This is a genomic window from Streptomyces sp. NPDC041968, assembly GCF_055589025.1.
This window is the reverse complement of record NZ_JBVJCB010000003.1, coordinates 374,384-388,687: the sequence shown is the minus strand read 5'-3', so window position 1 is coordinate 388,687 and position 14,304 is coordinate 374,384. Positions and strand designations below refer to the sequence as shown.

General features: G+C 73.5%; 12 protein-coding genes. 2 read left to right on the top strand and 10 right to left on the bottom strand.

Features of this window, described 5'->3' with window-relative positions:
• Positions 1-37: 37 nt before the first annotated feature.
• The 8 genes from ACZ6EG_RS09890 to ACZ6EG_RS09855 all read right to left on the bottom strand — a co-directional run bounded on the left by ACZ6EG_RS09890 (position 38) and on the right by ACZ6EG_RS09855 (position 8,284).
• Positions 38-451, bottom strand: coding sequence for a DUF3151 domain-containing protein (locus ACZ6EG_RS09890; protein WP_109029336.1), 414 nt, complete (start codon positions 449-451; stop codon positions 38-40).
• Positions 452-597: 146 nt separating this feature from the next.
• Positions 598-2,064 (bottom strand): MFS transporter, encoded by a 1,467-nt coding sequence (locus ACZ6EG_RS09885; RefSeq protein WP_391970798.1) that lies wholly within the window; start codon positions 2,062-2,064, stop codon positions 598-600.
• 73 nt (positions 2,065-2,137) lie between these two features.
• The gene (gene fbaA, locus ACZ6EG_RS09880) at positions 2,138-3,169 is read right to left on the bottom strand and encodes a class II fructose-bisphosphate aldolase (protein ID WP_391970799.1); all 1,032 of its coding nucleotides are present in this window, start codon (positions 3,167-3,169) and stop codon (positions 2,138-2,140) included.
• 154 nt (positions 3,170-3,323) lie between these two features.
• Positions 3,324-3,872, bottom strand: a complete 549-nt coding sequence (gene pyrE, locus ACZ6EG_RS09875; RefSeq protein ID WP_384689941.1) for an orotate phosphoribosyltransferase — start codon at positions 3,870-3,872, stop codon at positions 3,324-3,326.
• A 10-nt stretch (positions 3,873-3,882) separates the two neighbouring features.
• Entirely contained in the window at positions 3,883-4,671 is a 789-nt protein-coding gene (locus ACZ6EG_RS09870; protein ID WP_391970800.1) for an aldose epimerase family protein, read from the bottom strand.
• Between the two features lie 66 nt (positions 4,672-4,737).
• Positions 4,738-5,658, bottom strand: coding sequence for an SRPBCC domain-containing protein (locus ACZ6EG_RS09865; RefSeq protein ID WP_469603146.1), 921 nt, complete (start codon positions 5,656-5,658; stop codon positions 4,738-4,740).
• A gap of 104 nt (positions 5,659-5,762) precedes the next feature.
• Positions 5,763-7,523, bottom strand: coding sequence for a polyamine aminopropyltransferase (locus ACZ6EG_RS09860; protein ID WP_469603143.1), 1,761 nt, complete (start codon positions 7,521-7,523; stop codon positions 5,763-5,765).
• A gap of 224 nt (positions 7,524-7,747) precedes the next feature.
• Positions 7,748-8,284 (bottom strand): DUF2617 family protein, encoded by a 537-nt coding sequence (locus ACZ6EG_RS09855; RefSeq protein WP_356602359.1) that lies wholly within the window; start codon positions 8,282-8,284, stop codon positions 7,748-7,750.
• A gap of 897 nt (positions 8,285-9,181) precedes the next feature.
• Here ACZ6EG_RS09855 and ACZ6EG_RS09850 point away from each other — a divergent pair.
• Positions 9,182-10,387, top strand: coding sequence for a pyridoxal phosphate-dependent aminotransferase (locus ACZ6EG_RS09850; RefSeq protein WP_391970803.1), 1,206 nt, complete (start codon positions 9,182-9,184; stop codon positions 10,385-10,387).
• A 63-nt stretch (positions 10,388-10,450) separates the two neighbouring features.
• On the opposite strand, the gene ACZ6EG_RS09845 is transcribed toward ACZ6EG_RS09850, so the two are convergent.
• On the bottom strand, positions 10,451-10,984 hold the full coding sequence (locus ACZ6EG_RS09845; RefSeq protein ID WP_356602363.1) for a YbjN domain-containing protein: 534 nt from the start codon (positions 10,982-10,984) through the stop codon (positions 10,451-10,453).
• A gap of 227 nt (positions 10,985-11,211) precedes the next feature.
• Between ACZ6EG_RS09845 and ACZ6EG_RS09840 the strand changes: the two genes are divergently transcribed.
• Positions 11,212-11,649 (top strand): hypothetical protein, encoded by a 438-nt coding sequence (locus tag ACZ6EG_RS09840; RefSeq protein WP_469603139.1) that lies wholly within the window; start codon positions 11,212-11,214, stop codon positions 11,647-11,649.
• Positions 11,650-11,678: 29 nt separating this feature from the next.
• Here ACZ6EG_RS09840 and clpB read toward each other — a convergent pair whose 3' ends face one another.
• Positions 11,679-14,276, bottom strand: coding sequence for an ATP-dependent chaperone ClpB (gene clpB / locus ACZ6EG_RS09835; protein WP_469603136.1), 2,598 nt, complete (start codon positions 14,274-14,276; stop codon positions 11,679-11,681).
• Positions 14,277-14,304 lie beyond the last annotated feature (28 nt).

Here is a 14,304-nt window from a genome sequence, read left to right as displayed (position 1 = left end):
GCCGGGACGCGCCGGACCTCGACGCGGGAGGCAGGATCTAGCCGAGCACCTCGGCCGCGGCGGGCGAGGAGTCCTTCAGGAACTGGCTGCAGCGCTCGTACTCCTCCTTCTCGCCGATCGCCTGGGCGGCGCGGGCGAGGGCGTGCAGGGCGCGCAGGAAGCCGCGGTTCGGCTCGTGCTCCCAGGGCACCGGGCCGTGGCCCTTCCAGCCGCTGCGGCGCAGGGCGTCCAGACCGCGGTGGTAGCCGGTACGGGCGTACGCGTACGACTCCACGACGCTGCCGCGCTCGAACGCCTCGTCGGCCAGCCGGGCCCAGGCCAGCGAGGACGTCGGGTACTTCGCCGCGACGTCGGCGGGCGAGGTCCCGCCCGCCAGCAGCTCACGCGGTCCCGGGTCGTCGGGGAGGTGGGTCGGGGGCGGTCCCCCGAGGAGGTTCTCGTGAATGGCCATGGCACAAGTCTGCGGCATGCGCGCCACTCCCCCGCACGGGTCACCCGGTCCTCGTCACGCCACCCCTCGGCACGGATCACCCGCCCCCGCCACGCCGCCCCTCCGCCCACGTCACCCCGCCCGGCCACGCCGCCCCTTTACCCACCTCACCCCGCCTCGCCGCGAGCCCGCTCCCCCTCCAGCGGCGGCACCATGACCGAGCCGTGGGTACGGCACTCGGGCCGGCGGCAGTCCGGGCCGGGGCGGCGCACCGTCGCGAAGGCGGTCACCGAGCCCGCCACGAGGACGCCCGCGCAGATCAGCATGGCCGGTCCGAACGCGTCGTCGAAGGCCCGGGGCGACCGGTAGGCCTCCTCCCCCATCCCCGTGAGCAGCGGCAGCGCGGCGACCGCGACGAGGCCCGCCGCACGGGCCGCCGCGTTGTTGACGCCGCTGGCCAGCCCGGCCCGCGCGGTGTCCACGGCGGCCAGCACGGTCGCCGTCAGCGGGGCGACCAGCGTGACCATGCCGAGGCCGAGCACCAGCAGGGCGGGCAGCACGTCGGCGGTGTACGAGGCGCCCGGCCCGACCCGCAGCATCAGCACCATCCCGGCCGCGCACAGCAACGGGCCCACACCGAGCTGGAGCCGGGGGCCCAGACGCTCGGCCAGCTCACCCGAGCGGGCGGAGAACAGCAGCATCAGGACCGTCGTCGGCAGCAGGGCCGTACCGGCGGCCAGCGCGGACCAGCCCACGACGACCTGGAGCTGGAGCGCCGCGAGGAAGAAGAAGCCGCCGAAAGCCGCGTACACGCACAGCGTGACCACGTTGACCGCCACGAACTGACGGGAGGCGAAGACGTCCAGCGGCATCATCGGGTCCCTGCCGCGCCGCTCGACGACGACGAAGGCCACCGCCGCCGCCGCTCCCGCCACCGCGCTGAGCGTCACCGCCCAGGTCCCCGTACGCGCCTCGATCAGCGCGAAGGTGAGCAGCGCGAGCGCCGCGGCGCCGAGAGCCGCGCCGAGCACGTCGAAGCGGGCGTGGGCGCGCTCGTCCGAGGACTCCGGCACGTGCCGCAGGGCGATCGGCGCGCACAGCAGCGCCAGCGGGACGTTGAGGAGGAACACCCAGCGCCAGCCCGGGCCGTCCACCAGCCAGCCCCCGAGGAACGGCCCCACCGCCGCGCCGACGCCCCCGAAGCCCGACCACAGGCCCACCGCGCGGCCCCGGTCGTCGGGGTGGAAGGAGGCCTGGATGAGGGCGAGGGAGCCGGGTGTGAGCAGCGCGCCGCCGATGCCCTGGAGGGCGCGGGCGGCGATCAGGATCCCGGCGTTCGGCGCGAGGCCGCACAGCAGGGAGGCGGCGGCGAACCACAGCACGCCGACGACGAAGATCCGGCGGCGGCCGAAACGGTCGCCGAGGGCGCCGCCGAGGAGGATCAGCCCGGCCAGCGTGACCATGTAGGCGTTGACCGTCCACTGGAGCGCGGCGAGGTCGGCGTCGAGGTCGCGGCCGATCCGGGGCAGCGCGACGTTGACGACGGTCGAGTCCAGCAGGGCCATGCCGGACCCGAGGACGGTGGTCAGCAGGATCCACTTGCCCTGCGATGAGGCCAGCCGGACGTCGGGCATGCCCCAGGTATACAGCGAGCCCGGCGCGCGGGGGCGCCGGGCTCGTGCGAACGGTCGACGAGGACGACCGGTGTTACTTGAGCCGCTGGCCCGCCGAACGCAGGTGACCGCAGGCCTCGACGACCCGGGCGGCCATGCCGGCCTCGGCGAGCTTGCCCCAGGTGCGCGGGTCGTAGGTCTTCTTGTTGCCGACCTCGCCGTCGACCTTCAGGACGCCGTCGTAGTTGCGGAACATGTGGTCGGCGACCGGACGCGTGAAGGCGTACTGGGTGTCCGTGTCGATGTTCATCTTGACCACGCCGTTCTCCAGCGCGGTCGCGATCTCCTCGGCGGAGGAGCCGGAGCCGCCGTGGAAGACGAAGTCGAACGGCTTGCTGCCGGCCGGCCGGCCGTACTTGGCGGCGATGCCCTCGTTCAGCTCCTTGAGCAGCTCGGGGCGGAGCACCACGTTGCCCGGCTTGTACACGCCGTGCACGTTGCCGAAGGACGCGGCGAGCAGGTAGCGGCCCTGGTCACCGAGGCCGAGGGCCTCGACGGTGCGCACCGCGTCGTCGACCGTCGTGTAGAGGGAGTCGTTGATCTCGTGGGAGACGCCGTCCTCCTCGCCGCCGGTCGGGGTGATCTCGACCTCGAGGATGATCCTGGCGGCGCGGGCGCGCTCCAGCAGCTCGGTGGCGATGGAGAGGTTGTCGGCGAGGGTCTCGGCGGAGCCGTCCCACATGTGCGACTGGAAGAGCGGGTTGCGGCCGGCCTTGACGCGCTCCTCGGAGACCGCCAGCAGCGGACGGACGTAGGTGTCCAGCTTGTCCTTGGGGCAGTGGTCCGTGTGCAGCGCGACGGTGACGTCGTACTTCTCGGCGACGATGTGCGCGAACTCGGCGAGGGCGACGGCGCCGGTCACCATGTCCTTGTTGTGCTGGCCGCCCAGGAACTCGGCGCCGCCGGTGGAGATCTGGACGATGCCGTCGCTCTCCGCCTCCGCGAAACCGCGCAGGGCCGCGTGCAGCGTCTGGGAGGAGGTCACGTTGATGGCCGGGTAGGCGAACTTTCCTGCCTTCGCCCGGTCCAGCATCTCGTTGTAGACCTCGGGAGTTGCGATGGGCATGTCCGCTCCTTGTATGTGCGGGTGGGCGTGATACGTGCTTGGGCCCTGACCTAGACCATGGGGGGCGACGTCATCGTCGGCCCCATCCTTCCAGACGGACCGGGATACTCCGAGTGGACGTCCGCCCGCTGGGCGGTACCGTCCCGGGCGGGTCTCAGTCCAGGCCCAGCTCGTCCTTGTCGAACGCGTACCGGTACGGCACCCCCGCGCCCTGCTCGATCTTCTCCGCGGCGCCCGTCGCCCGGTCGACGATGGTCGCGACGGCCACCACCTCGGCACCGGCCTCGCGCACGGCCTCGACGGCGGTGAGCGGGGAGCCGCCGGTGGTGGAGGTGTCCTCGACGACCAGGACGCGGCGGCCCTTGATGTCCGGGCCCTCGACGCGTCGCTGCAGACCGTGCGCCTTGGCGGCCTTGCGGACGACGAAGGCGTCCAGGTGCCTGCCGCGCGCGGCGGCGGCGTGCAGCATGCTCGCGGCCACCGGGTCGGCGCCCATGGTCAGCCCGCCGACCGCGTCGAAGTCCAGGTCGGCGGTCAGGTCCAGCAGCACCTGCCCGACCAGCGGCGCGGCCTCGCCGTCCAGGGTGATGCGGCGCAGGTCGACGTAGTAGTCGGCCTCAAGACCCGAGGAGAGGGTCACCTTGCCGTGCACCACGGCCTTGTCCTTGATCTGCTGCAGCAGCGCCGCGCGTACGTCCGTCATGCGCACCAGCTTAGAGCCGGGTCCAGCTCCAGGTCGTCGTGGCCTCCAGCGGCTCCAGGGGCGTGACCAGGCGCGGGAGGGTGTTCAGGCCGTCGGGCGGCCCGGTCTGCGGCTCCACGCAGACGGCGGCCTCCTGCTCGTCGTAGACCACGACCCACTGCTCGGGGCTGGTCACCCGCAGCTCCAGCCGGCCGGGCCAGGTGAGGGTGACGTCGACGCCGTCGGGCATGCCGAAGCAGTCGTCCCAGGGGCCGGGCTTCGGGTCGACGCGGTGACCGGTGGGGAGGTGGTCGTCGCCGCGCTCCTCCTGCCAGGCGGGGTCGAAGGCGACCGCCACGTCCGCGCCGTCGAGGGTGCGGTTGAACCACGGGTGCCAGCCGAGCTGCGCCGGGAAGGACGACTCGTACGTCTCCACCGACATGGTCAGCGTCAGCGCGTCCTCACCGAGCGCGATCACCTGGGTGACACGGCCCGGGTAGGGCCAGGGGTCGGCCAGGTCGTACGTGAGGACGGCCTCGTCGGCGGTGACGCGGGAGGTGCGCCAGGCGGCGTCGCGGGCGGTGCCGTGGATGGCGTGCGGTGGTGAGTTGAGCGGCATGTGGTGGACCGCGGCGCCGTCCCGGAAGCGGCCCTCCCGGATACGGCCGCACCAGGGGACCATCGGGAAGCAGCCGTAGCGCTCGCCCTGCCGGAGCAGTTCCGTGCCGCCGACGCGCAGCCCGCCGATCCGGCCGCCGTTGCCCGGCAGCACGGTCGCCTCCGCGTCACCCGCGGTCAGCGTGATGGGTTCGTTGCTCACGCCTCGACCCTACTGGGGCGATCAAGAGGGCCCCACCCGGTAGCCGCGGCGGCGCCCGCCGGCGGTTCAGCGGCGCTTGCGCAGCGCGCGGCCCACGACGATCGCCGACGCCACGACCAGCGCCGCCGCCGGGGCGGCCCAGCGCAGGGGGGCACCGGCCACGCCGGCCTGCGGCGCGGGGACGGGGGCGTACCGGCCGCGCGGTGGTGCGTGGTCCACCTCCTCGGCGCTGCGGCCGATCATCGTCCGCCGCGCGTGCGCGGCCTCGGCGGGAGGGTCGGGGGCCGCGGGGGGTTCGGGGGCCGCAGGAGGCTCAGGGACCGCAGGAGGCTCGGGGGCGGCTGGAGGCTCAGGAGTCGCAGGAGCCCCAAGGACCTCGGGGGCGCCCGGCTCGTCCCGATCGCCGTGTCCGGCGCGCTCCTCCCCGGTGGGCTCAGCCCCGGCTCGCTCGTCCCCGGCTCGCTCGTCCCCGGTGGTCTCCTCCGGGTCCGCGAGGGAGGGCGGGCGGCTCTCGGCACCCGAGGCGGTGGGCGGCTCCGCCCGCGTCGTCCCGGGCCGTTCCGCTACAACGGCCGCGCCCAGGTTCTCCGCGAAGCGGGTCAGCAGCCGGCCGGCGGTCGACGTCACGACGTCCGGCGGCAGCTCCGTGACCCGTCCGTCGGCGGCGGCCGTACCGGTGACCGCCAGGGTGCACCCCCCGTCGGCGTCCGCCACCCGGAGCGTGAGCGCGAGCGTGACCGTGCCGGTGCCGCGCGACTCGGTGGCGACGCCCTCGACGGCGTAGGCGCCGTCCGAGCGCCCGGACAGCCGCAGGGAACCCCGGTAGGTGATGGAGTGACTGCCGAAGCGCACCTTCAGCCGTCCCGTGACGGGTGCGGCGCCGGCGTCCTGCTGGAGCCCCGGAACCGCCCGGGCGACCCGGACCGGGTCGGCCAGTACGTCCCTGAGCCGGGCGGCCGGAACCGGAACGAACACCTCATGCTCCATGTCAGCGCAGCCTACCCAGCGGGCGCCCACCGCACCCCCCGACGGCACAAACTCACTTACCGCACGCCGGTACCGGGAACGCGCCCCGGCACCGGGAGCGCGCCTCAGTACCGCGGATGCACCAGCGTGGACGGCGGCAGCCCGGTGAGCCGGGTGCGGGAGGCCGCGCGGGCGTCCCGGAGCAGGGACGCGGACGTGAGGGTGCGCGGGCGCGGGGCCGCCGGGTCGAGGCGCAGGGCGGGGGGCGTGCGGGCGGCCAGCAGGAAGCCTCGGTCGCGGGTGGTGCGGGGGTGCCCCCCGGCCCCCTGGTGGGGGCCCGGCGCGAGGCGCCCCGCCCGCTCGGCGACGCGGTACGCGACGGTCCGCAGGCCGGCCGCGCGGAGCGTGGCGTCCACCGTCCAGAAGGTCCGGGGACGGGCGGTCACCGGTCCGGCGTGCACGGCCAGCCGCCCGTCGGGGGCGAGCACCCGCCGCAGCAGCCCGTAGAACTCCTGCGAGTACAGCTTCGTGCCGGCCGTGAACCCCGGGTCGGGCAGGTCCGAGACGACCACGTCGTACGTCGCGGTGGGCGTCGAGCGCAGACTGCGGAAGGCGTCGGACCCGACGACGCGGAGGCGCGGATCGGCGTAGGAGTGCTCGTTCAGGGCGGACAGGCCGGGGTCGTGCCGGGCCAGCCGGACCAGCCCGGGGTCGAGTTCGACGACGTCGACGCGGCGCACGCCCGGATGGCGCAGCACCTCCCGCGCGGCGAGTCCGTCACCGCCGCCGAGGATGAGCACGCGCGCGTGCGGACCGCGCATGGCGGGATGCACCAGGGCCTCGTGCCCGCGCCGCCCGTCGTCGGCGCTGAGCCACAGCCGCCCGTCCAGGAACAGGTCCAGGGGCCGCCCGTCGGTGTCGCCGGTGAGGACCACCTCCTGCACGTCGGTCCGGACGGCCACGCGGACGTCCTGCCCGTACACGGCGTGCCGGGCGGCGCGTTCGAAGTCGTCGGCGAGGACGGTCGCCGTGGCGAGCAGGCTCAGCACCACGGCGTTGGCGGTCAGCAGCAGCCAGCGGGCCCGGCCGGTCATGTCGTGCCGGAACAGGCCGAGGACCAGCGCGGCGCCGACGAGCACGTTGACGGTGCCGGTGACCAGCGCGCCGGTCAGCTGGCCGAGGAAGGGCAGCAGCACGAAGGGGAAGGCGAGGCCGCCGACCAGCGCGCCGACGTAGTCCGCGGCGAACAGGTCCGCGACGGCGCCGCCCGCGTCCTGGCGGCGGACGCGCTGGATCAGCTCCATCAGGAGCGGCACCTCCGCGCCGATCAGCACGCCGATCGTGAGCGAGAAGGCGACCAGGAGGAGGTGCGGGGCGTAGGCCCACGGGCCGCCCCAGCCTCCGGTCCAGGCGAAGACGGCGTAGAGCACCATCGCGCTGAGTCCGCCGACGAGGGCGAGGACCGCCTCGACGGCGCCGAAGCCGGCCGCGGCGAACCGGCGCAGCCGTTTGGCGGCGAGCGAGCCGATGCCCATGGCGAAGACCATGACGGACAGCACGACGGAGGCCTGGGTGACCGAGTCGCCGATCAGGTACGAGGCGAGGGCGACCAGTTCGAGTTCGTAGACGAGCCCGCAGGCCGCGCAGACGAAGACGCCCGCCAGCACCAGGAACCGCCCCGTGGCCGGCCGGACGGGAAGCCGCGCCGGCGCTCCGGCGCGGGAACCACCGTCCGCGCGGGAGGCGTGCCCGGCGCGCGGGTCGTGTCCGGCGCGGGGGTCGCCACCACTGCCGGGAGGTCGTCCGCCGAGGCCGTCCGGGGAGCCGCCGGGGCCGGCCCAGGACGGCGGAGAGCCGGGCGGAGCGGGCGCGTGCGGATCGATCACGGGGTGACGTTACGTCACTCCAGCATCGCCCTTCGTCACCCACACGTGTGAAACTGACGTTCCATCGGGCTCCGCGGGTTTATCCGTCACCCGCCCCGGCCGCCCCCGCCCGGGTCCCGGCCACCCCCTGCCCGGCTCCCTGCCGTCTCCCCACCCCGGCACCCGTCGTCGTCCCACGCCCCCGGCTCACGCCCCCGGCCGGACCCCCGACCCACCCCCCGCGCTCACACCCCGGACGGACTGAGCTGCGACGTCGGCACCCGGACGCCCACCCTCGTCCGGGTCGCGACCAGATGGCCGTCCTGCGGGTAGGCGTGCCAGGTCCGCCAGTGCACCTGGCCCTCGTGACGCTGGACCAGCAGGGCGGTGAAGGCGTGCGGGCTGCCGGGGAAGACGCCGGCCAGCCCGTGCGGGTGGTCGGCGACCAGGGCCAGCAGCTCCTGCGCGCGGCCGGCGAAGGAGCCCGGCGTCAGCACCTCCACGCGGGCGGCGAACTCGTATTCCCAGTCGCCCTTTCGCTTGGCGACGCCCAGCGGCAGGGGCGTGCTGGAGCCGGGGATGCACGCCACGGTCTCCGAGCAACTGCCCCGCTCCTCCTCCAGCAGCACCTGGTGGGAGGCCCCCAGGAGACGCAACTGGAGCTTGGCGCCCTCCAGTTCGAGGTCGAGGCTGGCGAGCGCGGGCAGTGGCTCGCGCCCCAGGGCCCAGGCGAGGTCCGCGGCGCGCGTGTCGGTGTAGGCGGTATTCAGGGTCGTGAGCATGGATCGGCTCCGCAAGCACACAAGGAGAGGAAGGTGTGGGGCCTGCGCATCCCGGTCACTGCCGGGGATGCGGCCCGCTCAGCCCAGTCGGCCGGTCAGGAGGGGGGTCAACAGGTCGTCCGAGGAGCTGCGTTGGTGAGGGAGAGGGAATCATGAACTAAGGCGCCGCCACAGCGTTTTTACCCAACATCGTGGGGTTTCCATCCCTCAGGGGGCTCCACAGCTCAATTGTTCAACCAGGGCGCACACCCCGCCCGCGCGGCGCGCGCCGGTGTGTGGGAGCGCCCACCGGGTGTGTTTCCCGGCGGGCGCTCGTGGTGGGGACGCGGGGCCCGGCCCAGGCGTGGGCCCCGTGGTGCGGTGCGGTCCCCCGTGGAGCTCAGCTGCCCCGTGTCAGCTGCCTCCGCCGCATCCGCCGCCGCCCCCTCCTCCGCAGGACGACGACCCGCCTCCGCAGGACGAACCGCCGCCGCAGGAGGAACTCCCGCCTCCGCCGCAGGACGAGCCACCGGCGGAACTCGAGTGGTGCCCGCCCGAGGACGAGCCGTCGGCCCACCAGCTGCTGCGGCCACGCCGCCCGTTGCGGCCGCGACCGCTGTGGCTGTTGCGCCCGCCTCCGCTGCGTACACCGGCTATGAGCGCTGCCACCAGCACGACTCCGAACACGACCAGGATGATGCTCATGATCATGGCGCCACCCTCCTTCCGCTTCCCGGGCTCGCGCCCGGATGTCCCCCGAAGCAGCCCCCCGTCGGGCGCCCCGCTCTCTGAGTGAAGCCCGGCGATCCGCTCGTCCGTCGGCCGGTGGAGCTCGTCGCGTGAACGGGAGATGCCCTCCGCCGCCACGCGCCAAAGCAGAGTTGAGGAACTCCAGAGCTTCGGCGCAGGATGACCGCCATGACCCCCAAGAGCTCCAGCGCACGCCCCCTCCTCAACCGCCGGCTCGCCGAGTTCGGGACGACGATCTTCGCCGAGATGTCCGCCCTGGCCCAGACGACCGGGGCGATCAACCTGGGCCAGGGCTTCCCGGACACCGACGGCCCCGAAGCGGTCCGGGAGGCCGCCGTACGGGCACTGCGCGACGGGCGCGGCAACCAGTACCCGCCGGGACCGGGCGTCCCCGAGCTGCGTGCCGCCGTCGCCGCCCACCAGCACCGCCACTACGGCCTGTCCTACGACCCCGACACCGAGGTCCTGGTCACCGCCGGCGCCACCGAGGCCATCGCCGCCTCGCTGCTCGCCCTGCTGGAGCCCGGCGACGAGGTCGTCGCGCTGGAGCCGTACTACGACTCGTACGCGGCCTGCGTCGCGATGGCGGGCGGCACACGCGTACCGGTCACCCTGCGCCCGCACGTGACGGCGGACGGGCAGGGCACCTTCCGCCTCGACCTCGACGAGCTGCGCGCCGCGGTCACCGACCGCACCCGCCTGCTGCTGCTGAACACCCCGCACAACCCGACCGGCACGGTCCTGACCCGCGAGGAACTGGCGGCGATCGCCGGGCTGGCGGTGGAGCGGGACCTGCTGGTGGTGACGGACGAGGTCTACGAGCACCTGGTCTTCGACACGGCCGAGCACATCCCGCTGGCGACCTTCCCGGGGATGCGCGAGCGCACGGTGACCATCGGTTCGGCCGGCAAGACCTTCTCCTTCACCGGCTGGAAGGTCGGCTGGATCACCGCCGCGCCCGCCCTGGTCACGGCGGTCCGCTCGGCCAAGCAGTACCTGACGTACGTGACCTCCGGCCCCTTCCAGTACGCGGTGGCCGAGGCACTGGCGCTGCCCGACGCGTACTTCGACGCGTTCCGTGCCGACATGCTCGCCAAGCGGGATCTGCTGGCGGCGGGCCTGGCGGACGCGGGCTTCGGCGTGTACCGCCCCTCCGGGACGTACTTCGTCACCACCGACATCCGCCCCCTGGGCGAGAGCGACGGCTTCGCCTTCTGCCGCGCCCTGCCGGAACGCGCGGGCGTCGTCGCCGTCCCCAACGCGGTCTTCTACGACCACCGGGAGGAGGGCGCCCCCTTCGTCCGGTTCGCCTTCTGCAAGCGGGTCTCCGTGCTGGAGGAGGCGGTGGGCCGCCTGAAGGCGCGGGCGCGCTGAGACGGCGGGAGCCCGGCCCCGCGGTCGGTACCGGGCCGGGCTCCGCTCACGTCGTGGGGCGGGCTACTCGCCGTCCTCGTCCTTCGGCTTCTCCGCCTCGTTGACCTCCTGCTCCAGGCCGAGCTGCTCCACGAGCCACCGGTCGAACTCGATGGCGGCGCGGACCCAGCTGACCGTCGAGGAGACGAAGTGCTCCAGGCTGACGCCCATGCCGATCAGCATCTGCGCCTCGCCGATCAGGCGGACCGTGCCGTCGTCGTGGGTGTGGGAGTACACCTTGGGCCACAGGGTGCGCCGGTTCCAGTCGTCGATCGACTCCAGCAGCTGGGGCTTCTCGTCGATCTGGTGGGACCGGTCGTAGAACGTGCGCACCGAGAAGACCTGCTGGTCGCCCTCGCCGCGGAACATGAAGTACGTACGGAACTGCTCCCACGGCGCCGCGAGGTCACCCTCGTCGTCGACGACGTACTTGAGCTCCATCTGTTCGAGGAGCTGCTTCACAAGATCCTGATCCGGGACGACGGGGCCCGCCGGTCCTTGGGGCTGCGGCTCGGGCTGGCCCCCGAAGTTCGGAATCGAGGACGGGTCGATGGTCACCGTGAATTTCCCTTCGTACGGATCTGGCCATCCTCCCCCATGCGGGGAGGGGCGTGGCAAGCCCGCCGGGGCCCTGTCAGCCCTGGGCTGACATGATCCGGCCGGTCGGGTGGACGCGGGACGGACGGGGGCGGGCGACGGTGCGGACACGGAACGCGACGACGGGCGACGGCGGCGGAGCGCGGGTGCCCCGGGGGCGAACCAGGTGGCGGCTGTTCGCGGGCCTCGTGACGCTTCCGGTGCTGGTCCTGCTGCCTCTCCTCGTCGCCCTCGTGGGGACCGTCTTCTCCGAGTCGGACGGCCGGGGCGGGGGCAGGGCGGCCGAGCACGTCCCCTGCTCGGAGGCCCTGCGGTTCGGTGGCGCAGCCCTGCCGGACGGCGCGCGCCCGGTCGGGGCGTGCACGGTGCAGGGCTTCCAGGACACTCACTACGGCGCCGCCTTCCGCATGCCCCGCACGGGTGTCCAGGACTGGCTCGCGCACACCTACCCGGACGCCCCCGCGGCCCGGAGGGACACCTGCGTGGGCGGCGACGGTGATCTGTGTCTGGATCTGGGTCACGCGCGGGGGCTGCCGGACGGGGTGGACGCCCACGCGGTCCGGGTGCGGGTGGAGTACGAGGCGGCCGGGACGGCACTGGTGCGGTTCGCCGCGTTCACCCTGTGACCCGCGCGCGGGGGGACGGGACCGCGGGGTTACAGCGTCTTGCCGCTCGCCGGACCCACGATCAGCTCGTCGCCGAAGCGGTCGACGCGGACCGTGTCGCCGTCCTTGATCTCGCCGGAGAGGATCTCGCGGGCGAGCCGGTCGCCGATCGCCGTCTGCACCAGGCGGCGCAGCGGACGGGCACCGTACGCGGGGTCCATGCCCTCGACGGCCAGCCACTCCAGGGCCTCGTCGGTGACCTCCAGGGTGAGGCGGCGCTCGGCGAGCCGCCGGGCGAGCGCGTCGATCTGGAGGCGGGCGATCCGGCTCAGCTCGTCCTTGTTCAGCGCCGAGAAGACGACGAGGTCGTCGAGCCGGTTGAGGAACTCCGGCTTGAAGGAGGCGCGGACCACCTCCAGCACCTGCTCCTTCTTCTCCGTCTCGCTGCTGACCGGGTCGACCAGGTACTGGCTGCCCAGGTTGGAGGTGAGGACGAGGATGGTGTTGCGGAAGTCGACGGTGCGGCCCTGTCCGTCGGTGAGCCGTCCGTCGTCCAGCACCTGGAGCAGGATGTCGAAGACCTCGGGGTGCGCCTTCTCCACCTCGTCCAGCAGCACGACCGTGTACGGCCGCCGCCGCACCGCCTCGGTGAGCTGACCGCCCTCCTCGTAGCCGACGTATCCGGGCGGGGCGCCCACGAGCCGGGCGACGCTGTGCTTCTCGCTGTACTCCGACATGTCGATGCGGACCATGGCCCGCTCGTCGTCGAAGAGGAAGTCCGCGAGCGCCTTGGCCAGCTCGGTCTTGCCGACACCGGTGGGCCCGAGGAAGAGGAACGACCCGGTGGGCCGGTCGGGGTCGGCGATGCCGGCCCTGCTGCGCCGCACGGCGTCGGAGACGGCCCGTACGGCCTCGCCCTGCCCGATGAGCCGCTTGCCCAGCTCGTCCTCCATCCGCAGCAGCTTCTGCGTCTCGCCCTCGAGCAGCCGCCCGGCGGGGATGCCGGTCCAGGAGGCGACGACGTCCGCGATGTCGTCGGCACCGACCTCCTCCTTGACCATGGTGTCCCTGGCGACCTCCTCCTCGGCCTCGGAGGCGGCCTCCAGGTCGCGCTCCAGGGTGGGGATCTCGCCGTAGAGGAGCTTGGAGGCGGTGTCGAAGTCGCCGTCGCGCTGGGCGCGTTCGGCCTGGCCGCGCAGCTCGTCGAGCTTCTCCTTCAGCTCGCCGACCCGGTTGAGGGACTGCTTCTCCTTGTCCCAGCGGGCGGTGAGGCCGCGCAGCTCCTCCTCCTTGTCGGCGAGGTCGCGGCGCAGCTTCTCCAGCCGCTGGAGGGAGGCCGCGTCGGTCTCCCTGCCGATCGCCAGCTCCTCCATCTTCAGCCGGTCGACGGCGCGCTGGAGTTCGTCGATCTCGACGGGGGACGAGTCGATCTCCATGCGCAGCCGCGAGGCGGCCTCGTCGACGAGGTCGATGGCCTTGTCGGGCAGGAAGCGGGAGGTGATGTACCGGTCGGACAGGGTGGCGGCGGCGACCAGCGCGCTGTCCGCGATCTGCACCTTGTGGTGGGCCTCGTAGCGTCCCTTGAGTCCGCGCAGGATCGCGATCGAGTCCTCGACGGTCGGCTCGGCGACCAGCACCTGCTGGAAGCGGCGCTCCAGCGCCGGGTCCTTCTCGATCCGCTCCCGGTACTCGTCCAGCGTCGTCGCGCCGACCATGCGCAGCTCGCCCCGCGCGAGCATGGGCTTCAGCATGTTCCCGGCGTCCATGGCGGAGTCGCCGCCGGCCCCGGCCCCCACGACGGTGTGCAGCTCGTCGATGAAGGTGATGACCTGCCCGTCGGAGTCCTTGATCTCGGCGAGGACCGTCTTCAGCCGCTCCTCGAACTCACCGCGGTACTTGGCCCCGGCGACCATGGCCCCCAGGTCCAGCGCGACCAGCCGCTTGCCCTTCAGCGACTCGGGCACGTCCCCCTTGACGATCCGCTGGGCGAGCCCTTCGACCACGGCGGTCTTGCCGACGCCGGGCTCACCGATGAGGACGGGATTGTTCTTGGTGCGCCGGCTGAGCACCTGCACCACCCGGCGGATCTCCTGATCCCGCCCGATGACGGGATCGAGCCTGCCCTCGCGGGCGGCTTCGGTGAAGTCGGTACCGAACTTCTCCAGGGCCTTGTACTGGCCCTCGGGGTCGGCGGTGGTCACGCGTCGCCCTCCCCTGGCCTTGCGGAAGGCCTCCTGCAGCTTCTTCGCACTGGCGCCCTGCCCCTCCAGTACCTCACCGGCCGCGCCGCCCTTCGCGGCGATGCCGAGGAGCAGGTGCTCGGTGGAGAGGTACTCGTCCCCGAGATCCTTGGCGCGGGCCTGGGCGTCGGCGACCACGGCGAGCATCTCACGGCTCGGCTGCGGCGGTGCGACGGTGGACCCGGTCACGCTGGGCAGCCCGGCGACGATGCGCTCGGCGCCGGAACGCACGGCCGCGAGGTCGGCCTCGACGGCGGCGAGCAGGTCGGTGATGTTCTCGTTGTCCTGCCCCTGGAGCAGAGCCAGGAGCAGGTGGGCGGGGGTGAGGTCGGCGTTCCCCTCGGTCACGGCGTGGTTGCTGGCCGCGTTGATCGCGTCCCGGCTCCGGTTGGTCAGCTCGGCGTCCACGTTCTGGCTTCCCTCCTTGCGTCGGCCG

Excerpts from the sequence above, each read along its gene's own strand:
- pyrE (WP_384689941.1), bottom strand. The coding sequence starts at position 3,872 with ATGACGGACGTACGCGCGGCGCTGCTGCAGCAGATCAAGGACAAGGCC.
- ACZ6EG_RS09850 (WP_391970803.1), top strand. The coding sequence starts at position 9,182 with ATGACCCCCAAGAGCTCCAGCGCACGCCCCCTCCTCAACCGCCGGCTC.
- ACZ6EG_RS09890 (WP_109029336.1), bottom strand. The coding sequence starts at position 451 with ATGGCCATTCACGAGAACCTCCTCGGGGGACCGCCCCCGACCCACCTC.
- ACZ6EG_RS09855 (WP_356602359.1), bottom strand. The coding sequence starts at position 8,284 with ATGCTCACGACCCTGAATACCGCCTACACCGACACGCGCGCCGCGGAC.
- fbaA (WP_391970799.1), bottom strand. The coding sequence starts at position 3,169 with ATGCCCATCGCAACTCCCGAGGTCTACAACGAGATGCTGGACCGGGCG.
- ACZ6EG_RS09865 (WP_469603146.1), bottom strand. The coding sequence starts at position 5,658 with ATGGAGCATGAGGTGTTCGTTCCGGTTCCGGCCGCCCGGCTCAGGGAC.
- ACZ6EG_RS09885 (WP_391970798.1), bottom strand. The coding sequence starts at position 2,064 with ATGCCCGACGTCCGGCTGGCCTCATCGCAGGGCAAGTGGATCCTGCTG.